This window comes from Bacteroides sp. AF39-11AC (assembly GCF_003474285.1).
GTDB lineage: Bacteria > Bacteroidota > Bacteroidia > Bacteroidales > Bacteroidaceae > Bacteroides.
The window spans coordinates 294357-318521 of the sequence record NZ_QROH01000004.1; the positions used below are offsets into that span (position 1 = coordinate 294357).

General features: G+C 42.5%; 10 protein-coding genes. 3 read left to right on the top strand and 7 right to left on the bottom strand.

All coding sequences use genetic code 11. The annotated features are described in order from the left end of the window. Positions 1 to 53: 53 nt before the first annotated feature. Both DW036_RS09735 and DW036_RS09740 read right to left on the bottom strand, forming a co-directional pair. Positions 54 to 473, bottom strand: a complete 420-nt coding sequence (locus DW036_RS09735; protein WP_118463669.1) for a hypothetical protein — start codon at positions 471 to 473, stop codon at positions 54 to 56. A 276-nt stretch (positions 474 to 749) separates the two neighbouring features. Next, entirely contained in the window at positions 750 to 2243 is a 1494-nt protein-coding gene (locus tag DW036_RS09740) for a glycoside hydrolase family 28 protein (RefSeq protein WP_118463672.1), read from the bottom strand. A gap of 283 nt (positions 2244 to 2526) precedes the next feature. Between DW036_RS09740 and DW036_RS09745 the strand changes: the two genes are divergently transcribed. Then, entirely contained in the window at positions 2527 to 6798 is a 4272-nt protein-coding gene (locus DW036_RS09745; protein WP_118463675.1) for a two-component regulator propeller domain-containing protein, read from the top strand. Between the two features lie 60 nt (positions 6799 to 6858). Here DW036_RS09745 and DW036_RS09750 read toward each other — a convergent pair whose 3' ends face one another. From DW036_RS09750 to DW036_RS09765, 4 genes are read right to left on the bottom strand one after another with little or no spacing between them, the layout of a single operon-like run. After that, entirely contained in the window at positions 6859 to 8571 is a 1713-nt protein-coding gene (locus tag DW036_RS09750; RefSeq protein ID WP_118464280.1) for a RagB/SusD family nutrient uptake outer membrane protein, read from the bottom strand. A 29-nt stretch (positions 8572 to 8600) separates the two neighbouring features. Next, positions 8601 to 11450, bottom strand: a complete 2850-nt coding sequence (locus tag DW036_RS09755; RefSeq protein ID WP_118463678.1) for a SusC/RagA family TonB-linked outer membrane protein — start codon at positions 11448 to 11450, stop codon at positions 8601 to 8603. Between the two features lie 38 nt (positions 11451 to 11488). Continuing rightward, positions 11489 to 13453 carry a RagB/SusD family nutrient uptake outer membrane protein gene (locus DW036_RS09760; protein ID WP_118463681.1) on the bottom strand — a complete coding sequence of 655 codons (1965 nt, stop codon included), beginning with the start codon at positions 13451 to 13453 and terminating at the stop codon, positions 11489 to 11491. An 18-nt stretch (positions 13454 to 13471) separates the two neighbouring features. Beyond that, a complete protein-coding gene (locus tag DW036_RS09765; RefSeq protein ID WP_118463684.1) occupies positions 13472 to 16654 on the bottom strand; it encodes a TonB-dependent receptor in 3183 nt (1060 codons plus the stop codon). 564 nt (positions 16655 to 17218) lie between these two features. Here DW036_RS09765 and DW036_RS09770 point away from each other — a divergent pair. Continuing rightward, the gene (locus tag DW036_RS09770) at positions 17219 to 20101 is read left to right on the top strand and encodes a sugar-binding domain-containing protein (RefSeq protein WP_118463687.1); all 2883 of its coding nucleotides are present in this window, start codon (positions 17219 to 17221) and stop codon (positions 20099 to 20101) included. An 85-nt stretch (positions 20102 to 20186) separates the two neighbouring features. On the opposite strand, the gene DW036_RS09775 is transcribed toward DW036_RS09770, so the two are convergent. Continuing rightward, entirely contained in the window at positions 20187 to 20729 is a 543-nt protein-coding gene (locus DW036_RS09775) for an RNA polymerase sigma-70 factor (protein WP_118463690.1), read from the bottom strand. A 163-nt stretch (positions 20730 to 20892) separates the two neighbouring features. Between DW036_RS09775 and DW036_RS09780 the strand changes: the two genes are divergently transcribed. Further along, entirely contained in the window at positions 20893 to 24156 is a 3264-nt protein-coding gene (locus DW036_RS09780) for a TonB-dependent receptor (protein ID WP_118463693.1), read from the top strand. Positions 24157 to 24165 lie beyond the last annotated feature (9 nt).

Consider the following 24165-nt stretch of genomic DNA (forward strand, 5'->3'; position numbering starts at 1 on the left):
CATCTTTTGCTGATTCATTCTCGTTATTTATTATAGTGAAAGTCAGGTTCAGGTTATTGGGGTTCCAGGTAGACCGTGATTTGTGTTCTTTTTGCTTCCTTGTCCTGCGGGATACAGACTATACGAAACTCTGCCTTATTTTTTATTTTCTTCGGATAGATCTTCACACGCAGATTGGCAGATTTCTTTTTTGCAGGAATAATAACCTTTTTATCCTCGATGCTGAATACGACAGTTTGTCCTGGCATACTTACTCCGTTGATAAGTACTTCCCGGTCTTCTTTTTTCTTCTCTGCGGCGATAATTTTAATGTCGAATTCTTCAACATCTTTACTTCTGTCAAATGAATAATTCTTGGTAGTCTTGTCAAAGCCTACATACTCTTCGGGATAATTGGAATTGTTCTCACTGCATGCAGCAAGGATGAAGAGAATAGCTGCAGCTCCCGCCATTTTTTTACAAAGTTGTTTCATACTGTTTTAATTTAGTTTAGTTTATAGTTCATAATTAAAGACAGGGGCGGAAAAAGAACTCCCTATAGGAATAAAACTAAAATGTGTTAATGTGTGGAAGAGGGGGGATATATGATTATGGCTCTTGTTGGATATGTGTATTCTTCGCATTAAGGATTAAGATAGTAACTTTTCTTTTAGTAAATACTAATTCGTCCCCCTATGGAGAACCTTTCGTCCCCTTATAAGGGGACGAATTAATATTTGCAGCTACGTTATTAAATAGTAGTACTTAACTTAACTATTGTTTTGCTGTACATACTCTATCTTAATATTGTCTTGCGCATTTTCCTCTAACAACATAGAATGGGGAGTCGGAACTTCAAGTTTCACTCCTGTTGCGTTGAAATTTTGTGTAAAACGTATTGTGCCGGCCTTTTGAACTTGTGCTTCAATGGCATGCAAATAGAAATTCTCCAGGCGCAAAGAATCATTTATACCGGAGGCAGAGATGAACTCTTGAACATTGGTTGCTTTAACCTGAGATAAATATATGTTCCGGAAGTGAGGGAAGCCTTTCTCGGGAGGAGTTACGGGTGTAAGCATAACCTTCCAATGCTCAGGAATCTCTTTGTTTTTATAAATTTCAGGCAGTGTGCTATAACTGTATTTTGGATTCCAATTAGGATCGGCACCGAAAATCCGGCGGACATTCTCGGCTTCTACTTGTGTTACATAGATATTTTCTATAGTTCCACCGCGCGTCATAGCACTTTTGAGCAATAGTACTACTGAGGTGCCGATAGCCTTGAGATCATAAGCCAGTACATTTCGTATGCCGCCGGAAGTTTCGCTCCCACAGGTTATAAGCCCTGCTCCTCTATGAGCTGTACAATTACGTATTAGTACATTTTCCGTAGGGCGGTTTATACGCAGTCCATCGGCATCTCTGCCTGCTTTAAGGCAGATAATGTCATCGTTGCAGTCTATTATGCAGTTCTCTATCAGAATATTGGTGGAGGAATCAATATCGATGCCGTCTGTGCTAGGACCATGTCCACCGATATTATTGTTAATATTTAAACCATTTACGGTGCAATGATCGGAATAAAGAATCTGGCATCCCCAGAAACCGGTACGCATGAGTGTGAAATTACTTAATGTAATGTCCGAACTGCGTTCAACAAGAATCCCCCGAACACGTTTGCAGTCATAATCCACAATCCAACGTAATCCTTTGGCTTCATATTCTTTCCGCATAGTCCAATATTTATCCCAGAATACTTTTCCCCGGCAATCCACCGTTCCATCTCCACTAACAGAGGCATTCTTTTCTCCGATAATATTTATCACGGCTGCTGGCCAATCCATTTCAATCCCTGCAATGCGCGAACGGAATTCTGGATAAGATAGCATGTTGGTGTCGGCAATCAGTGTCACTCCTTTATCCAGTTGCAGGTTTACCCTGCTTTTTATAAATAGTGCCCCTGTCTGATAATATCCTGGCTGAAAAGTGACAGTTCCTCCGCCGGAGAGAGCGCAACTGTCTATTGCCTTTTGAATGGCATCCGTGCTAAGGACCGTGCTGTCAGCTATTGCACCAAAGGTATTGGCAGATACAATAATCGTACTATCCGGTAATTGTCGGCTACCTATATTCTCAGTCCACGAGAAATCGGGTTTGTGGGCTATTTCTCCCCACTCAAATTTATTTTTATTCTGTCGTGATTGTGCACACGAAAGAAAGAATACTCCTGTCAGAAGTAGTACGAAGGCATGTTTTCTTCTCATAATTAGAATATTGATGTTTTAATTTTCATATTGGTTTCTCTATTCTGATAAATTCCGTTGCTAAAGTAGGGCGATTTTTTGATTGCTAAATAGATATGTGTACAAAGGCATGTAATATTGTCTTTATAATAAGTGATTATAGGTGGATTTAATGGAGAATGTACATATTTACATGAATGTACTAATAAGTCCAGCCTGTTTTACTTTGATTTTTCTATATTTGCATACGGATATACAATTAATCTTATGGCTAAAATATTGTGACAAATATAAAATTATTTCTATGAAACACAAGATATTATTACTTTCTGTTCTATTGGTAACTTTGCTATCAGATGTTTATGGTAACATAGAACTTCATGCCAAGCACATGAGGACAAGTGACGGGCTTCCCAGTAATTCCATCCGCTATATGTATCAAGATAGTAAGGGGTTTCTATGGTTGGGAACTCTGAATGGACTAAGTCGCTACGATGGTAATTCTTTCCTTACTTTTCAGCCGGAGACCAATAGTCATGGGAAAATATCATTGGCAGATAATCATATCAATTGGTTGCAGGAAGATAAGAATGGTTTTTTGTGGATAGGAACAATGCCGGAAATGTTTAGCTGTTATGATTTACAGCAAGCACGTTTTGTTGACTTTACAGGCGGTAAAGGATTGGAACGGAACTATTCGATTATATTGACTGCTTCCAACGGGGATGTCTGGTTGGGACATAAGAAGAACGGTGTTTTGCAAGTGATACCACAAGGCGACCGGACGATGCACTCTGTGGAATATAAAGCTGAGAATGGAAATTCACCGGATAACCGAATTCGATTTATCAATGAAGATGCATCCGGCAGAATCTGGATTGGCACTGCGCGTGGGCTTGTTTCGGTTCATAATGGTAAATTCAAGATTGAAGATAGAGAGAACAATTTTAAGTATTCTATGGCGTATGGGCAAGACATGTACTTTATGACTATAGGAGGAGATATTTACCGTTATGAGAGTGCTTCCGGAAAGTTGGTGCTGTTAGTGAAATTCTCAAAAGAAGTTGGTAAAACATCGCCAAGCGGACATTTTCTGCTTAAGAATAAATGGGTTATTCTCACGAGTATAGGAGTCTACGATTACGATTTTGTCACTCAAAAGCTAAGTGCTAATCCTGATTTGGATATCAAGCGCGGAGATGTGACTTGTGATAATCGTGGAAATTATTGGGTATATAATCATACCGGAAAGGTTCATTACATTTGTGCTGAAACCGGAAAAGTTAAAGAATTCCAATTGATTCCTGAAGATAAGTTGAATTATATTGATTATGAACGTTACCATATTGTTCATGATTCTCAAGGGATTATCTGGATATCTACCTATGGTAACGGACTTTTTGCCTATGATGTATCGGAAGATAAATTGGAACACTTTGTGTCCAATGTTGGGGATACAAGCCCTATCGGTTCGGATTTCTTGCTCTACATAATGGAGGACAGGGCAGGAGGGATCTGGGTGAGTTCCGAGTATTCCGGTTTGTCTCGTATCTCTATTTCGAATCAAGGAATTACACATATTTATCCGGAATCACGTACACTTTTTGACCGATCGAATACCGTGAGGATGGTGGAACAAATGCAGAACGGAGAGATATGGGTGGGTACCCGAAAAGGCGGATTGTATAAATATGATACTAATGTGAAGCCTAAAGGGGATAATCAGTATTTTCAAACAAGTGTTTATACAGCTACAGAGGATAGTGAGGGGCGTATATGGATGGGTACCCGAGGTGATGGCATAAAGGTAGGGGACATGTGGTATAGGCGTAACCCGTCTGATCCTTCCACGCTGGCTTCTAATCACATTTTTACTATTTACCGGGATAAAAAGGACCGTATGTGGGTGGGGACGTTTGGTGGTGGACTGGATTTGGCAGAGCCTACTGATGATGGAAAGTACAAATTTCATCATTTTTTTCAGCAAACGTATGGCATGCTAAGGGTAAGAGATATGATAGAAGACGAAAACGGTATGATGTGGATGGGTACCAGTGATGGAATCTGTATCTTTCATCCGGATTCGTTGATTGCTGACCCTGAAAACTTTCATTGGTTTAATTATACGAACGGGAAGTTCTGCAGCAATGAAATCAGGTGTTTGCATCGTGATAACGAGGGGCGTATGTGGGTAGGGACATCAGGTGCAGGTTTGAGTCTCTGTGAAGCTGTAGATGGCTATACTACCCTGAAATACGAGCACTATGGAGTTGCGGAAGGATTAGTGAATGATGTAGTTCAGAACATACTGGAAGACAGTAACGGAATGTTGTGGATTGCTACGGAATATGGCGTGACAAAATTTAATCCCTCTAATCATTCGTTTGAGAATTACTTCTTTTCTTCTTATACATTAGGGAATGTTTACAACGAGAACAGTGCCTGCGTATGTGAGGATGGAAGATTATTGTTCGGTACAAATTATGGATTAACACTCATTGACCCTAAGAAGATACCGAGCAATGAAACTTTTTCTCCTGTTATTTTTACGAATTTATATATCAACGGAACTCAAATGAGTCCTGAAATGATAGATTCTCCTTTAAAGCAATCTCTTGCTTATTCGGACGAAATTACTTTGGAGTATTTCCAGAACTCATTCTTGCTTGACTTTTCTACGTTAGATTATTCGGATAGCGGACAAACCAAATATATGTATTGGTTGGAAAACTATGATAAAGAGTGGAGTACTCCTTCTCCTTTGAGTTTTATGTCTTATAAGTATCTTTCTCCGGGTACCTATAAACTTCATGTGAAATCTTGTAACGGAGCAGGGGTCTGGAATAATGACGAAACCATTTTAAAAATAGTAATTGTTCCTCCATTTTGGAAGAGTAGCTGGGCTATGTTAGGATATGTCATTCTAATCATAGTGGTTTTGTTTTTTGCCTATCGCGTGGCTAATAATTTTAATAGTTTACGTAACCGCATCCATGTAGAGGAGCAATTGACAGAGTATAAATTAGTTTTCTTTACCAATATTTCCCATGAATTTCGTACTCCACTTACTTTGATTCAGGGGGCTTTGGAGAAAATACAAGGTTTCAGTGCTGTTCCTCGCGAGCTGGTACACCCATTGAATACGATGGAAAAAAGTACCCAGCGTATGTTGAGGCTTATCAATCAGTTGCTGGAATTCAGAAAGATGCAGAATAACAAGTTAGCACTTTCTTTAGAAGAAACGGATGTTATCGCTTTTCTTTATGAGATATTTCTTAGTTTTGGTGATGTAGCAGAACAAAAGAATATGCAATTCCTTTTCAAACCATCCGTACCATCTTATAAGATGTTCATTGATAAAGGTAATTTGGATAAGGTGGTCTACAATCTTTTGTCTAATGCCTTCAAATATACTCCTTCGGGTGGAACAATTCTTCTTATTATAAATGTAGATAAAGTAAAAAAGATTTTGCAGATTCAGGTTGCGGATACAGGAGTAGGTATTCCGCCGGAAAAACAGAATGAATTATTTAAACGCTTTATGCAAAGTAGTTTCTCCGGTGACAGTATTGGGGTTGGTTTGCATCTGAGCCATGAATTGGTGCAAGTACATAAAGGTACGATTGAATATAAAGAAAATGAAGGCGGAGGTTCTGTTTTTACAGTCTGTATTCCGACTGATGAGGCAGTTTATGATGAGAAAGACTTTTTGATTCCTGGAAATGTATTGCTGAGGGAAGCTGACAAGGCTTATCATCTGCAGGATCTTTCCGAAAATTTGCCGTTGCCGGAAAGAACTCTTACACCTTTGAATAAACGAAGAGTACTTATTATTGAAGATGACGATGATATCCGCAAATTTTTGAAAGAAGAAATTGGTGCTTATTTTGAGGTTGAAGTAGCTATTGATGGTACATCCGGTTTTGAGAAAGCACAGACCTATGATGCGGATTTGATTATTTGCGATGTCCTGATGCCTGGAATGAGTGGCTTTGAAGTAACCAAAAAACTGAAGGCGGACTTTTCAACCAGTCATATTCCTGTTATCTTGTTAACTGCTTTAAGTTCACAAGATAATCATCTGCATGGAATAGAGTCGGGTGCAGATGCTTACATTGCAAAACCTTTCAGTATTAGGTTGTTGCTTGCCAGGATTTTTCAGTTGATAGAACAACGAGAGAAGTTGCGTGAGAAATTTTCCGGTGAGCCTGGGATTATACGTGCCGCCATGTGCTCTACAGATCGGGAAAAGGAATTTGCAGAACGACTGACGATTGTATTAGAGCAAAATATATCTCGTCCGGATTTCGCAGTAGATGAATTTGCGCAGTTGATGAAAATGGGACGGACGGTGTTCTACAGAAAGTTACGCGGTGTCACCGGTTATACTCCCAATGAATATCTGCGGATCATTCGGATGAAAAAGGCAGCGGAATTATTATTATCACAGGAAAATTATACAGTAGCAGAGGTGGCTTACAAAGTAGGTATCAATGATCCGTTCTATTTTAGTAAGTGCTTTAAGAACCAGTTCGGAGTGGCACCGTCGGTTTATCAAAAAGGAGGGGGAACTTAAAGTTCTTACTTAAGAAATGAGAGGAAGAAAGGTGCCTTACTTCCTCTCATTTTATTAATACTATTCCCAACCCGTATTCTGCATCAGATTCGGATTCTTCATCCTTTCCGACTGAGGAATGGGGAAGAGATACATTTTATCCTCCCAAGTGCGGTTTATTGTCTTACGTTCATACTTGATGGAGCCGTCTTCATTCTTGGTGAGCTTCATTTCTGTAATATTTTTCATCTTATCACCCTCTTTCCATCTTCTCAAGTCGTAGAAACGATGTCCTTCGAAGGCGAGTTCCACCATGCGTTCATTCTGGTATTTAGTCCAGAAAGCATCGGAAGACATTCCCGTAGGCAATGCCGGCATCTTCACGTCTGTACGATTACGAATAACATTCACTGCTTCACGTGCTGTCATTCCAAATTCGCTCGCATCGTCTGCCGAACCAGTGTATTTATAGACAGCTTCTGCATAGTTCAGATAAAATTCGCCCAAACGATAAGTAACCCATGAATGGCGGCTGGTTTTGGTGGTACTGCTGGCACTCAGGTCGATGGCTGAATCCAGATATTTCTTCAGATAATATCCCGTAGGAGTAGCTCCCGAGATAGGTTCTGCATTCAAGCCACCGTAGAAAGTCTCGATAGGTTTGCTATTCTTCGACGGCCATTTGGTATCACCATTTTTCACAACGGTCATGCCGAAGCGTGGGTCGCGTCCTGCGTACGGATTGGCAGCATCATAACCGCTCCCTTCTTCATTCCACAACTTGCCGGTGGACTGCATCTCGTAAGCATCCACCAGATTCTGTGTGGGACAGTTACCTGATTTGCCGCCGGGAACGCCCATCGGGAAGTTATACTCTTCCAGAATACTGGAGTTTACACCCTTGCTGGTGTTATAGCGGCGTGCGAATATCATCTCGCTGTTAGACCAGTTATTGGGACCCCATAGTTCAGAGTATTTACCCAGTTTGAAACCGGCCTCGGTACAGGCATCAATAACAGCTTTATTAGCTTTGGCTGCTCTTTGCCACAAAGCTTTGTCGTTGTTCGGATTAAATAATGGGCTGGCAGCATACAGGGCAGCACGTGCCTTCAGTGCCATGGCCGCATAACAAGTGACACGTCCACTTTCGGCTGGCGAGATGCCTTCCATACCCAGTTTGGTATAGTCGGCAGGGAGTTCTAAAGCCAGCAAATCACATTCGGCTATGATGGCATCGAAGATTTCCTGTGCCGGGGTGCGTGTCAGGGTATTCACCCTGTCCGTCGTCATCATTTCGGTGAAGTAGGGAACATCACCATAGGCACGCACCAAGTTAAAGTAGAAATAGGCACGCAGGAAACGAGCTTCCTTAAAACTGTTGTTATAGCGGAACATCTGTGCACGATAATCGTCGTTCAACTTCAGTTCATCAAACGTCAGTCCCTGGAATTCTGCTAGATATTGGTTGCAAGTCTGAATGGCTTTATAGCTGCTTGTCCACGTATTCGACATCGGATTTGATGGACTCCAAGAGCCATTCGTGAAGTTACAGATGTCATTATTGGTATATGCATATTCGGCCTCATCGCATGCCGAAGCCAGCATGCCGCCTGAATATACTTGACCGAAATCATAATCTAACATGGAATATACGTTCGTAATCATACCGATTACGTTTTCGTATGTTTCGTCCATATATTCCTTCCCATAATTGGAATATTCGTGATAGTCCATATCACATGCCGACAAAGCTACTATACACGCTATTCCGTTCACTATTTTTCTGATCTTCATAATCATGTTTTTTTATTAAGGTTCAACAATTAAAAACCGATGGTCAATCCTGCCACAACGCTGCGCGTCAACGGATAGGTGGATCCATAAGATTCGGGATCGGCAACCTTGATTTTATCGAAGCATAACAGGTCGATGCCTCTCACGTAGATCTTGGCATTGCTCAAAATCTTGCTCTTCTTCAATAATGTTGTCGGGAACTTGTAGTACAGTTCTACCGAGCGCAATTTTAGGAACGAGCGGTCTGCCAGCCACAGGCTGTTGGTTTGGTAGTTGTTCTCGTTGCTTTGCGAGCTCAGGCGCGGATACTTGGCATTCTGGTTCTCGGACGTCCAGCGATTGTCGTAGTACTCTTGCGAGATGGTTGTATTATTGATCAGCGGCCAATACAAGCTCTTCGTATTCAGCACGGCTGAATATCTGCCTGTGCCTTGGAACATGGCGTCGAAGCCAAAGCCTTTCCACTCGGCACCGAGGTTGAACGAGTAATAGATTTCGGGGGCCGTAGTGCTGTATCCGATGGCTATTTTATCGTTTGCATCGATAATATTGTCACCGTTGATATCTTGATATTTGATATCGCCCGGCTTTACATTGCCAAAGGCCTGCGTGGGGCTGTTGTCGATATCTGCCTGATTCTTGAAGTAACCGATTGCTTTCAGACCATAGGTTTGTTTCAGCGGATTGCCGGTAGTCTTCAGGTTGTCGTACAGGCGGGGTTCTTCCATCTGCTCTATGATTTCATTCTTGGCAAGTGCAAAGTTGGCACCGATATTTAGGCTGACTTCGCCGATCTTTTTGTTATAGCTGGCACCGATTTCAAAACCCTTGCTGTCCACTATACCGCCATTCTCATAAGGAGCGGTGAAGCCCAGCACGCTGGAATAGTGACCGCTTGAAGATACCCAGATATCTTGGCGTCTTTCATAATAAGCATCGAAAGACAGGTCAAGACCGTTGAACAGGCTGGCATCCAAACCGAAGTTGTATTTATATGCTTTCTCATGTGTAGAGTTCAATGAGGCCAGGCGACCTAATGACCAACTTTGCGTACCTACCGAGTAGTTGGTGTCGAAAGGATAGTAACTGCCGCCGCCGTAGGTTTGCTCCCAATAATTGGTAACGTCCTTATCATCATCTAAGGGCAAACGGTCCGTATTGATCACACCAAACGAGGCACGAAGTTTCAAGAAGTCAATCCACGAAATATCACGGATGAAATCTTCTTTAGACATCACCCAAGCCAAACCGACCGTAGGAGATACAGACCATTTGTGTCCCGGTGCCAGCTTGTTGGATGCGGAGCCTACAACGGTTACATCTGCATAGTATCTGTCTTTATAGCCATAGTGGGTGTAGAAAGATGCATTTTGGCGGTGCCAGGTCTGATCGGTGCCCTTAGTATTACGGTATTCGTAATCCCACTTCAACTGACTGTAAATATTGCTACTCGCATTGATCTGCTTGGTGTAGAACAAGGTTGCAGCAAAGTTGAATACACGTGTAAAAGCGATACACTTGGATACATTGCCCATAGCGCTTTCCTTGCCGTCAGTATAATAGGAGGTATTGACCGGCACACCATTTTCCCAAGAGGTCACAGAGTTGCTGCCATAGACGAATGTTTTGGAATGATCTTCCCAATACTGCGCATAGTTGTCATAGGATAATAGGGCACTGGCTCCCAAACCCGGAGTGATGGACGCCAAATCTTGCTCCAAAGTCATGTCGGCAAACAACGTGCGTTCGTGGAATTTTGTATACGCGGCAGCTTGCGATACGGCTACCGGGTTTTGTGTTCCGACCCAGGTTGCGCTACCGCCCCATGTGCCATTTTCCAGACGAGCCGGAAAAGCGGCTGAAGGGAGTGTGTAAATCATATTCCAGATATCTGCTCCGGCTTCATCTTTGGCACCCGGTGTCCTTGATTCGGACAAGATGCCCAGCACGTTCAGTTTCAACTTGGTATTCTCACTCAGGTCGATATCGAGGTTCGTACGCAGATTAGCTCTGGAATATTCGTCTTGTGTAGAATATCCTTCGTTAGTGTAAGGACTGGCAATGAATCCTTTATTAGTTGTCAAGTTGGCCATGGCATAATAGCGGAATTTGCTTGCACCACCACGGAAACTGATATTATAGATGTTCGTGGCATCCATATTGCGGAAAGTTTCTCCTAGCCAGTCTACATTGGGATAGAGGTAGGGGTACTGTCCTGAACGGAAAGCATTCAGCTCATCCTGCGTGTAGCGGGGCGACATTCCGTCGTTGGTTAGGGCTTCGTTCATGGCACTGGCATACGTGGGGCTGTCTACAAACTTAGGTTTGCGTGCCTGCCAGCCGAAGCCGTGATCGTAGGTGAACTTGATTTCCCGGGTGTTGTAGGCACCGCGCTTGGTAGTGATGTTTACCACGCCATTGATGCCTTTGTATCCGTAGAGAGCAACGGCAGCAGCATCTTTCAGGATGGCAACCGATTCTACTTCTTCAGGTGTTAAATCGCTGATGTCACGTTCGATACCGTCTACCAACACCAGAGGATTATTGGTTGACAAGCTTTGCAATCCGCGGATAAAGAATGTAGGCTGGGCATCGGCATAGCGTCCGCTTCCTTGCAGGGTAGTTAGTCCTATGCCATATCCATAGAGTGAATTAGCTATATTCTTGGCACTGCGTTTATTGAAATCCTCGTTATACACAGTGGAGACCGATGAAGTAGATTCCTCCAGCCGCTGTGCTTTCTGGTAGCCGATCTGTATCACTTTGTGGGAAGATATAGCCGGTTTGCCATTGACCAAGCTATCATTAACTTCTTGTGCACGACCCTGCAGGCATAGGCAAGCAAGGAGTGCCGGAATGATTATTCTATTTTTCTTCATAATAATTTGTCAATTTGTAATTGAAACATTCATTTTCATTACCATCCCGGGTTCTGAACAAGTCCATAGCCCTTATTCACCTCTGTTGCCGGGAAAGGAGACAAGTACCATTTGGGATCGAAACCGGCGGTCCACCAATAGCGGGTAGGTTTGTCTATCGGATCTTTCACATATTTAAAGCGAGTGGGATAGGGCTTTTTACCTTGGTCATTGCCATACCAGGGCGATTCTATCGGTTGCCCGTTTTCATCCAGACGGTAGATAAAAAGACCATGAAGTTGCTTTTCAAAGACATCAGCACGCCTGTAGCGAATCAAGTCGAAGAAGCGGGCATCTTCCATACCCAGTTCGCAAGCACGCTCACGAAGAATTTCCTCCAACAAAGCTTTTTTGTCCGACTTCAGGTTCTTATCCGGATTGCATACAGCCAGTCCATTCATGCCAACGCGTGCACGCACAATATCTACCTGGGCAATGGCTTCTTCCATACTTCCCTGAGAACTCTGACACAATGCTTCGGCATAAATCAGATGAAGCTCTGCCAAACGGATGCAGGGCCAGTGTACATATCTGCGGAGCATGTCATCTCCCATCAGAAACTTAATCGGCGCATATCCGGTTGCAAAAGAACCAGTCTCATTTTTCGGGTCATTACCGGCATCCTTTCCACCTATCCATGATTCGAAACTACGGCCTGACATATTACCGGTGGTCCAGTCTAAAGAAATACACTGCCCATTGACAATTATCTCTTCGTACAGACGCGGGTCGCGGGTCAGCTGAATACTTTCATCTTCAACAGTTCCTATCTGAAACATTTCATCCAGCTTTCCTTCTGCCTCCGTCTTGTCCCAATCGAAAGGCCTACCATCTTTCCAAGGGAACATTTCCATATACTCTTGGGTAGGAGAATAACCACGATGAATTTTCATTAGCGGATCACCCCACTGGTGCCAGTTATAGTTACCGGATTTAAAAGCATCTGTATCTATTACACGTGTATTAATTAATACTTCCGGGCTATCCAGATTGGCATATCCGGCACGGTAAGCCAAGCGATAGTCTTCAGGGCGATTACCATTGGCTTGCTGCAAGCGATATCCACCTTTGGATGCTAATTCAGTAAAGAAAGCCTTACATGCATCCAGACAACGATTCCACAGTTCGGGTTTATAAGCACCATACCAGATGGCGGGATTATCCGTCACCCCGGGATAATAAGGGTCAGCGGAATTAAACAAAGGAGAAGCGGCGAATTGCAGAATGCGACATTTGTAGGCCATGGCTGCCGCTTTGGTCCAACGTCCGAAGTCGGATGCAGGTGTTTCGAGCGCCCAAGGCAATACTGCTGCAGCTTCATCCAAAAGTTGCACCATAAAGTCTACACACTCTTCCACACTGTTACGCGGCATGCTATAGCTGGCGTCTGTTCCACTGAAGGATGCACGGATAATGGGGACACCTCCATAATGGCGAAACACATCAAAATAGCGGGATGCAAGGATACACTTTGCTTGTGCCACCATGGATGCCTTTTCTTCTGTGCTCAAACCGGGCACATTGTCAATGTTCTCAATGAGCAGCCATACTCCACGTACGGCTTCCCAGATGTTATTCTTCAAATAAGAGAACTTATCCTGTCGGATGCCATAACTGGCACTGTGCGTACCTTTATAATAAGGACCTGTGATGCCTGCACTACCATAAGTGAACACATAGAGATCGGTCAATGCGGATGGCTTACCGACAAAGTTGTTGGAAGATTCCTGGTTGGCAACGTTTTTATAAGGAAGTCCGTAATACTGCAATCCATAGAGATTGTTAAGGAATTGACGGGTATATTCGGCATTATTGAATACGGTATCTTTGGTTACCGTACCACCGGGTGCCTTTTCGAGGAAAGCATTACCGAACGTCATATCATCTACACAAGCTGTAGCGACAAGTGACATCAGTGTCAGTCCTGAAACGACTTTCAAAAACCATTTATTATAATATTTCATACTGTTACGATAATAAGATTAAAAACCAAGTTTCAAACTCAATGAATAAGTCTTCGTCAGTGGATATGACGGAGAGTTGCTGGCTCTGGATTCCGGATCCCCCCAAATGTACGGGGTAAAGGTCAGCAGATTGTAGCCGCTGAAAGCAAGCTGCATCATATTCAGCTTCAGTTTCTTCATAAACGGAAGATTGAAATTATAAGCAAGCTGCAAGTTTTTCAATCGGATATACTTGGCATCTTGTTCCCAAAGTGTAGAACCGGCATAGTTGTTTGTCTTGTTATCAATTGTTGCACGGGGATATTTTGCATTGGGGTTCGGATTATCATTTGTCCAAGTATTGTCCAGCATGTACACCAGTAAACCTCCCTGATCAGTATCAGTACGGTCGGTAAAGGGTTGGCGGAACACACTGGAAATGCTGCGGCTCACATTCCAAGCAGCAGTCCATTGCATCGAGAAGTCGAAGCCTTTCCAGCTGAATCCCAGATTGAGACCTGCCATATATTCCGGATCATCTGTAAAGCCATAATCGCGAGATGCATCGTTGGCATCTATTTTTCCGTCACCACTTAAATCTACATATACGCAGTCACCGTTTTTCAGTTTATCGGTCAGTTGCTTCGGCATGTCTACTCCATATACTTCTTGGTAGCGGATGGGAGTAGTGTCTTCATTATAATATTCAAAGAATAAGTATTGGCTGCGCGAACCAAGACGGCGGCCCTTCTGGTACATGTATTCTTCGTTCATCGGTGCTTCTTTTCTATCCACTACCCGGTTCTGGTTGTACATCAGGTTCAGACCTACATTATATCTGAAGTCCTTTCCTATCATGTCATTCCACTTGAGGGTAATTTCCCAGCCCCAGCTTCTCATCTTTCCGAGGTTGGCCATAGGAACTGCAAAACCTAATACAGAAGGTGCCGTACCGTCGCTCAATAAGATGTCTTTACGATCTTCGTGATAATAGTCGAAAGAAGTACGCAAGCGGTCGTCAAGGAAATTGACATCCACACCATAATTGGTCTTCAAGGCTTTTTCCCAAGTCACATCTGCATTGTTTTTGGAACTTTCGTAAGCACCGGGACTTGCAGTGGAGTTATTTATACCAAATATAAAGCCATGACCGTCGCGATTGATCAGCGATGAATTATTCACGTCATAAGGGTCGGACATATACATGAAGCGGGAACCACCGATTTTATCATTACCTACCAGACCGATGGTATAGCGGAATTTGAGGAAGTTGACTACGCTCTTTATAGGTTCCCAGAATTTCTCTTCACTTACAATCCAGCCAAAGGAGCCGGCGGGGAATGTTCCGAATCGCTTGCCCGGAGCAAAATTTTCGGAACCATTGTAGCCAACGTTAATTTCGGCCAGATAACGGTTCTTCCAATCATAGGTAGCACGTCCCACGATTCCGACGTATCCCTGCGGAATATCAGAAAAAGTAGAAGGATAGTATGTCTTGGATTGATTGTAAAGTACTAGTCCCGTAACGTGATGATTACCGAAATTGCGGGCATAGTTGAGTGCAGCTTCCATATACCAGTTGCGCGATTTTCCGGGATCTCTATCTTCATACTTAAGCTGGCTGTTCTGTCCGGCCTTCTTGTAAGCTATCGAGCCGTCTTCCTGGAGCACAGGAGTATATGTAGCTACACTGGCACTGGCCTGTGTATAAGAAGTGAAGCCACTGTTATAGGAACCTTTAATATGGAAAGAAAGTCCTTTGGTAATGAAGTCTAACTTCTGCTTCAACTGAAGGTCGGCATTCAAGGTGTTATTGCTGGTCTTCATGAAACCACCCCCGTAGTAACTCATGCCGCTTCCACCTGTAAACGGCAGACGAAGGTCGTTATAATCTTTAGTAGTGTTTACCAGTTTGCCATCCACAAAGCCGGGGCTGGAGAATGGAGTGGAATAATACATATTAATAAGCATACCTGCACTACCCTGTCCGGTATAGGGCTTAGAAGAGTTGTTCACATTTCCTGCCACGTTCATGGTCAAGGTCGTGGTTTTAGTTACGTCAATATCCAGATTAGAGCGGTAGTTGAAACGGTTGTACTGGTATGTCAAGTCGTAAGGAAGACCAAAGTCCTTGAACAAACCGCCCTGCGTATAGGCACCTGCCGAGATAAAGTAGCGCACGCGTTCGGTACCACCGGAGATATTGACATTGTGCTGCGTCTGCAGGGTCATATCTTTCAGACAGTAATCTATCCAGTCTACACTGGGAAAGCGAATGGGATCGGACTTATCTTGGAATCTCTGAACAATCTCGTCCGAGAACATTGGAGCTTTGCCATCATTAGCTAACATCTGATTGTAGAAAGTGGCATATTGGTAAGAATTGGCCATCTTGATGCTTTCAGTTGGAGCAATGATGCTGGCCGATGTGCTGATAGAAATCTTGGCTTTGCCCTCTTTACCGCGTTTGGTAGTAATCAGCACAACACCGTTGGCACCACGCACACCGAACACGGCAGTAGCCGATGCATCTTTCAAGATGGAAATACTTTCAATTTCGTTTGGGTCTATTTCATTGAAGTCGCGTTCCACACCATCTACTTGAATAAGAGGAGATGAATTGTTGAATGTGGCCTGTCCGCGCACGAAGATACTGGCGGCATCGCTACCCGGTTCACCGGAATACTGTACTGTAGTTAAACCGGCCATCTGTCCGGACAACATGTTTGATACAGATCCTGTAGGTGTTTTGGTTAGCTCGGATCCATTCACACTGGAGATGGCTCCTGTTACAGATACCTTTTTCTGTACACCGTAGGCTACAACCTCTACCTCACCCAGCATTTGCGAGTCTTCTTCCAATGTAATTTTCAGAATGCTTCCTTTTACATTGATTGTCTGTGTGTTATATCCAATAAATGATATAACCAATTTTGCATTTTCAGGTACATTGCTCAGTCTAAAATTACCATCAAGATCAGTAATTGTACCTATTTCCGCATTGTCTTTAACGACAACATTGGCCCCGATAACAGCTTCCCCATTGCTATCGACTACGGTACCAGTTATCGTTTTCTTCTGTTGTTGCACCGTATTCACAGCGGCAGATGCCTGTTGCACTCCTATGGGAGAAAACAAAGGTACAATCAACAAAATAAAGAGAAACAACCATCGTGATTTGTTTCGATGGTCAAACAGATTGATTCTTTTTCTGTTTTTCATACTTTAATTAGTTAAGTTAAACAAAAGTTGATATTCTAATTTTCAGCAAAGACTTTAGTAAAATCTATTATTTGTGAAAAAGTGTTGCAAATGTAATGGCATGTAGAGAGATGGAGAATAAAGAATTGTACATAAACATGTATAAAATTGACTTTGACACAATATTCCATGTTACATTGGCTTTTTAAAATGGAAGAGAGGTTGAAAAAATGCTTTGTTACCTTATTATATTAAGAAAAATCTTGGTATTTCTTATGTGTATTTCTCTTAGTATTTATTATAATTTTCTCATCAGACATTAAAGATATGATCTAAATATTGTGGATGTATAAAATAGCATCTATCTGAACGATACTCTATTTGTATAGATATTATGTTCTGTAACTTTGCATGCAGAAAATGTTTTGATGGGGTGGCGAAAATTGATTTACGCTGAGAATATGTTTGCTCTAGGACAATATTCCATGCTTCTGCACATCTTTCTATTTAGGACATCTTTGAAAAGCCCTACTTTAGCGGTGAATTTAAAAAAGAGGATAATAAACTTATAAGAAAGGTTGTACTATGAAGCATTTTTTATTGAGTATTTTATTGGTTGTAACTTTTGTTTTGGACGTATCAGGACAAAATCGATTCGTGAATCTGTCCGGTGAATGGAAGTTTCAGATAGATCGGAAAGATGTGGGCGTCAAAGAGCAATGGTTCAGGAAATCATTTGATGATGGTATTAATCTACCCGGTTCTATGCCTGAAAAACTGAAAGGGGACGATGTCACTATACGTACTCAATGGACTGGAAGCCTTTATGATAGTTCTTATTACTTTAATCCTTATATGGAGAAATACCGTATAGACGGGAAAGTTAAACTTCCATTTTTTCTCACTCCCGATAAACATTATGTTGGTGTGGCCTGGTATCAGAAGGAGGTGATAATTCCTTCCGGGTGGAAAGGGGAGAGAATTAGCCTTTTTCTGGAGCGTCCGCATATAGAAACAACTGTTTGGATTAACCAAAAGGAGATAGGAATGCAAAATAGCCTTTGTGTACCACATGTGTATGATTTGACTTCTGTTGTGAGTCCCGGGAAAAAATGCCAGATTAGTATACGTGTTGACAACCGGATTAAAGAAATTAATGTAGGTCCAGATTCACACAGTATTACTGATCAGACTCAAGGTAATTGGAATGGTATTGTAGGTCGTGTGGAATTACAGGCAGTGCCTAAAATACATTTCGAAGATATCCAGATATATCCAGATTTGGCTAGTCAAAAAGCTTTGGTACACATGAATGTATATTCAGCTTCTTCTGCCAAAGGAGAAATCATTCTTTCTGCTGAAAGTTTCAATACGAATATTCGTCACAATGTGCCCCCTGTACGGCAGTCCTTTTCTATCCGTCCGGGAAATACTTCTATAGAAATGGAGTTACCGATGGGAAAAGATTTTCTGACTTGGGATGAATTTAATCCTGCACTTTATCAATTGACTGCTGTTTTGAATAATGGCACGCAGACAAATACGAAAAAGGTACAGTTTGGTATGCGTGAATTCAAGATAGAAGGTAAATGGTTTTATGTGAACGGTCGTAAAACGATGTTACGCGGAACAGTAGAGAACTGCGATTTCCCTTTAACAGGTTATGCACCTATGGAGGTGGAAAGTTGGGAAAGGGTTTTTCGTATTTGTCGTAGTTATGGATTGAATCATATGCGGTTTCATTCTTTCTGTCCTCCTGAAGCAGCTTTCATAGCTGCCGACCTTGTGGGATTCTATTTACAACCTGAAGGCCCGAGCTGGCCTAATCATGGTCCGAAACTGGGATTAGGCCAACCAATTGATAAATATTTAATGGATGAAACCATAGCACTGACCAAAGCTTATGGTAATTATGCTTCTTATTGTATGTTGGCATGTGGAAACGAGCCGAGCGGACGTTGGGTGGATTGGGTTACCAAGTTCGTGGATTATTGGGAGAATATGGATCCGCGCAGAGTATATACAGGAGCATCTGTTGGTGGAGGGTGGCAGTGGCAACCCCGTAACCAATATCATGTGAAGGCTGGTGCCCGTGGACTTAACTGGAGGCAAAAGCGTCCGCAAACCAATGATGACTACCACATGCAGAGCCGGATTGATACTGTGAGTCAGCCATATGTATCACATGAGACAGGGCAGTGGTGTGTATTCCCTAACTTTAATGAGATACGGAAATATACCGGAGTGAACAAAGCCAGGAATTTTGAAATATTCCGTGATATTCTGAACGATAACCAGATGGGAGAACAGGCGCATTGTTTTATGATGGCATCGGGTAAATTGCAAGCGTTATGTTATAAGTATGAGATAGAAAAGACACTGCGTACTCCCGATTATGCAGGATTCCAATTGCTGGCCTTGAATGATTATTCAGGACAGGGGACGGCACTTGTAGGAGTACTTGATGTTTTCTTTGAAGAGAAAGGATATATTAATGCACAAGAATGGAGGCGTTTCTGCTCACCTACTGTACCATTGATGCGTACGGACAAATTTGTATATACGAATGATGAGGCATTCGTTGCTGATATTGAAATTGCTCATTTCGGTGAGAAAGCCTTAAAACATGTTCCAGTGACGTATACCATAAAGGATGTGTACGGTAAAGTCTATACTCGCAATACGTTAGGGAATAAGGATATTCCTATTGGTAATCTTCACGTTTTGGGACATATCGAATTTCCTCTTGGGGAGATAAAGAAGCCGACGGAATTAAATCTGGAAGTTTGTATTGAGGGGACTGAAGCTGTAAATGATTGGAATTTCTGGGTATATCCCAAAGAGGTGGAACTGGTACAGAAAGATGTTTATACTACGGATACGTTAGATACTAAGGCTTTAGATATCTTACAAAATGGTGGAAAAGTCTTAATTCTTGCTGCTGGTAAAGTTAGTTATGGAAAAGAGGTGTCACAGATGTTCACACCCGTTTTCTGGAATACATCTTGGTTTAAAATGCGTCCTCCACATACTACGGGTATTCTGGTAAATCCCAAGCACCCTTTGTTCCGTGAGTTTCCGACGGAATATCATAGTAATTTGCAGTGGTGGGAGTTGCTGAATCGTGCCCAAGTGATACAGTTTACCGACTTTCCTGCTGATTTCCAGCCTACAATCCAGAGTATAGATACCTGGTTCCTGAGCCGGAAGATTGGTATGCTATTTGAGGCTAAAGTGCTCAATGGCAAACTGATGATGACTACCATGGACCTTACTACAAATACTGACGAACGTATTGTTGCCAGACAGATGCATAAAGCTATTCTGGATTATATGAATTCTGATAATTTCCGTCCGATGTATACAATAGAGCCGGAACGGATCAGTGACTTATTTAAAAAAGTAGCAGGTGATGTGAAATCATATACAAAAGGATCTCCGGATGAATTGAAGCCGAAAATAAACTAATGAAAATGGTCTCGTGATATAAAAATATTCATTTCACGAGACCGTTCTTTTTTTAATATACAGAAGTAATATCCTGTATAATGAACTATTTCAATAACATCTCTTTTAGCCTGCTCGTTGCTTTTTGTAATTGTGCATCCACCGTTTTTGTACTGATGTCGAGCTTTTCTGCCACCTGTGCGTATGTCTGTTTTTCTTCGCGAATTAGGATAAAAACTTCCCGGCAACGCTCCGGTAATCGGTCGAGGGCTTTTACATAACGGGCAAACAGCTCTTCGCTGATAAGAGTATCTTCGGGAGATACATCCTGGTCTGCAGGTTCCTGTAAAACTTCAGCTGATAGGGTAGGGCGGCGTTCCTCTTTTTCTATATAGTTAAGAGAAGCATTTTTCACGAGTATGAAACAGTAATCTTCGATATTAGTTACATCTAATAGCTGTTTACGATGTTCCCAAAGTTTCATGAAAACATCGAGTACGATCTCTTGTGACCATTCTTCGTGATGGGTATAGTAGTAAGCAATGCGGAACAGGCGATCGTACGTTATATCATAGAATTCTCGGAAAGCAGACTGGGAGTCCTGCTCGCTCATTTTCCGTAGATATCTTCTGACTTCCTGTTCTGTCATATTGTCTTTTCATGTAATTAGTGGACAAAGGTAAGAGTTTCAATCCAAATATCCATCATTTCTCTGACATCCTAACTTCACTTTCTTGTAGCGTAGTTGAAATCTGTAGCCCCCATCTTTGCACCCCGAAAGGATTCTTGATTTATTTTATCAATTGAACAGTATGAAAGTGAAAAGATGTTTTTTAGAATGGAGTTTGGTAAGCAGGCGTTTTGCCGTTGCCCTCACCTTTGCTTTAGGGGGAGGGATGTTGCTTGCTGCTAATCTTGTTCCACTGAAAGGTGTGGTAAAAGATGCCTCAGGAGAACCGCTGGCCGGCGTTACGGTGAGAATCAAAGACGGAAAGTCGGGAACAATCACTGATGTGAACGGACATTTTGTTTTGGATGTAGAGAAAGGGAAAAAACTGTTACTGAGTTATATCGGATACTCAGAGACAGAGGTACTGGTAAAAGATGACCAGCAAATGCAAATTGTGCTTCAGGAAGATGCGCAACAGTTGCAGGAAGTGGTGGTCGTAGGTTACGGTACGGCAAAGAAAGTAAATCTGGTGGGTGCTGTGGACCAGATTGATAGCAAGCAGATTGCAGAGCGCAGCAACAGTAATATTTCCCGTTCGTTGCAAGGCATGGTGCCGGGGCTGAACATTACATTCAGTGACGGTAAACCTTCGCGTACGCCATCCATTAATCTTCGTGGAACAGGAAGTATTGGTGCGGGTGGTAGTGCCCTTGTATTGATAAACGGGGTGGAGGGTGATCTCAACTCGGTGAATCCCGCGGATGTGGAAAGTGTATCTGTACTGAAGGATGCTTCTTCGGCTGCTATCTATGGTGCGCGTGGTGCTTTCGGAGTGATATTGGTAACTACTAAGAACGCTACTGCCGGAAAGACGAAAATCAATTATAATGGAAGTTTCTCCATGCATCAGCGTACGGTGAAGACAGAAGATGGTATCGTTAGTAATGGTTTGCAGTGGACCGATGGCTGGTATACGGCTTATCTGGAAGGTCAGGAGGCGCCTCCGGGAGGTATCAATAATGTATTTAAGTATTCTACCGACTGGTATAATGAATTGGTAAGACGTGATGCCGATCCTTCTCTGGATAAAGTGCGTGTCAATGATAAGGGGGAATATGAATACTTTGGTAATACCAACTGGCTGGATATCATTTATAAAGATCAGAACTATTCCACTGAACATAATGTCAGCATTAGTGGGGGAAATGAGCGTGCCCGGTATTATGTGTCAGGACGCTACTACAATCAGGATGGCATTTACAATGCCGGAGACGAAAAGTATACGCAGTATAATATCCGTTCAAAAGGAGAAATACAAATCAATAAATCTCTTTTGTTGGAGAATAATACGGATGTCATGATTTTCCGTTCCCACCAGCCCATGGTGATGTACGACCGTCAGAATATAACCCGTCAGGCACAACATCAGGGATATCCGGTGACTATGGAGAAGAACCCTGACGGTACTTGGACCGAGGCAGCTGTATATATCGGATGGGCAGGTTTTGTAGAAGGGACTTCCTGGCAAAAGGACAATAAACTGGATGTACGCAATACGACGACCTTAACGTATACACCTATAAAACAGCAATTAGTCTTCAAAGGTGACTTTACTTATTACAGCAGCAAGTCCACCCGTCTAAGAGCCGAAAACCAGTACAATTATTATACGGGACCGGAAATAATGGGAACCCGTAACACATTCAGTTCTCTGGAAAATATGGATTATAACAAGGAATATCTCTCAAGCAATATTACCGGTAACTATATTCCTGAATTTTCTAATTCCGATCATTACCTGAATGTACTGTTGGGCTGGAATCTTGAGCACCAGGATTATAAAACGATACAAACTTACCGCCGTGGTCTGATTAGTGCCACTAAACCGAGTTTTGCTCTTATGGATGGTGATTATTATACTACGGGACAAGGCGGAAATGAGTGGGCTTATGTAGGTTTCTTATATCGTTTGAACTACAATTATAAGAGTCGTTACTTGGCAGAAGTAAGTGGACGTTATGATGCCTCTTCCAAATTTCCCGAGAATCAGCAGTGGGGTTTCTTCCCTTCCGGATCACTGGGCTGGCGTATTTCTGAAGAGCCTTTTATGAAATCTACCCGCAATTGGCTGGATAACTTGAAAGTCCGTGCTTCCGTCGGTAGCCTGGGCAACGGTAATGTAAGCCCTTACCTCTATCTTTCTACAATTCCCATTAAGAAAACATCCGTTATTCTGGGTGATGCATTGCAGACGTATGCCACTACTCCGAATATCGTTCCCAACAGTCTGACTTGGGAAAAATCGATAACTTATGATATTGGCCTGGATGTCGATATGCTATCTAACCGTTTGTCGATGGTGTTCGACTACTATCAACGTTATACAACGGATATGTATACAGTAGGCCCTACTTTACCTGCCGTACTGGGAGCCGCTACGCCTAAAGGTAACAATGCAGAGATGAAAACCAAGGGCTGGGAACTTTCGGTCATGTGGCGTGACAACTTTACACTGGCTAATAAGCCATTTAATTACAGTGTAAAAGCTATGTTGTGGGATAGCCGTACCTGGGTTACTAAATTCAATAATCCTACGAAACTACTCTCCACTTATTATGAAGGACAGGAGATCGGTACTATCTGGGGATATCATATCGAAGGATTATTTAAAGATCAGGCTGAAATAGATGCTCATGCAGACCAGTCCAAACTAAAAGTATCCGCTACGAATATTCTGAAACCGGGTGATTTGAAATTTGCCGATCTCGATAAAAGCGGTACGGTGGATAATGGTCAGAATACATTGGATGATCACGGTGACCTGAAGGTTATCGGAAATACTACGCCTCGCTATCAGTTTGGTCTCAATTTGAGTGCTAATTGGAATGGTATTGGTATCAGTGCTTTCTTTCAAGGTGTAGGCAAGCGAAACTGGTATCCGCATCGCGAGTCAGCTTTCTTCTGGGGGCAATATGACCGCCCTTACAGCTATATGCTGAAGGAACATACCGGAAATAATGTATGGACAGAAGAAAACCAGAACACTGATGCTTATTGGCCCCGTTACCGTGGCTATCTGGCAAATGGCTCTACAAAGGCGTTGGGTATCCAGGCCAATGACCGCTATTTACAGAATATAGCTTATGTCCGTCTGAAGAATCTTCAGATAGATTATACTTTTAATAAGAAGTTTTGCGATAAACTGCACTTGCAGGATTTGAAGATTTACCTTGCCGGTGAGAACCTCCTGACATGGACACCGCTGAACAAGCATACCAAGATGTATGATCCCGAAGGTATCAGTGCCGGTGATGCAGACTTCCGTTCTACTGCCAATACTGACGGAGACGGATATGGCTATCCTATTTTGAGCAGCTATACGATAGGTATTAATGTAACCTTTTAACACAGAAGA

What these genes read in the sequence shown, in the direction of transcription:
- DW036_RS09735 (WP_118463669.1), bottom strand. Translation starts at nt 473, where the DNA reads ATGAAACAACTTTGTAAAAAAATGGCGGGAGCTGCAGCTATTCTCTTC.
- DW036_RS09740 (WP_118463672.1), bottom strand. Translation starts at nt 2,243, where the DNA reads ATGAGAAGAAAACATGCCTTCGTACTACTTCTGACAGGAGTATTCTTT.
- DW036_RS09745 (WP_118463675.1), top strand. Translation starts at nt 2,527, where the DNA reads ATGAAACACAAGATATTATTACTTTCTGTTCTATTGGTAACTTTGCTA.
- DW036_RS09750 (WP_118464280.1), bottom strand. Translation starts at nt 8,571, where the DNA reads ATGAAGATCAGAAAAATAGTGAACGGAATAGCGTGTATAGTAGCTTTG.
- DW036_RS09755 (WP_118463678.1), bottom strand. Translation starts at nt 11,450, where the DNA reads ATGAAGAAAAATAGAATAATCATTCCGGCACTCCTTGCTTGCCTATGC.
- DW036_RS09760 (WP_118463681.1), bottom strand. Translation starts at nt 13,453, where the DNA reads ATGAAATATTATAATAAATGGTTTTTGAAAGTCGTTTCAGGACTGACA.
- DW036_RS09765 (WP_118463684.1), bottom strand. Translation starts at nt 16,654, where the DNA reads ATGAAAAACAGAAAAAGAATCAATCTGTTTGACCATCGAAACAAATCA.
- DW036_RS09770 (WP_118463687.1), top strand. Translation starts at nt 17,219, where the DNA reads ATGAAGCATTTTTTATTGAGTATTTTATTGGTTGTAACTTTTGTTTTG.
- DW036_RS09775 (WP_118463690.1), bottom strand. Translation starts at nt 20,729, where the DNA reads ATGACAGAACAGGAAGTCAGAAGATATCTACGGAAAATGAGCGAGCAG.
- DW036_RS09780 (WP_118463693.1), top strand. Translation starts at nt 20,893, where the DNA reads ATGAAAGTGAAAAGATGTTTTTTAGAATGGAGTTTGGTAAGCAGGCGT.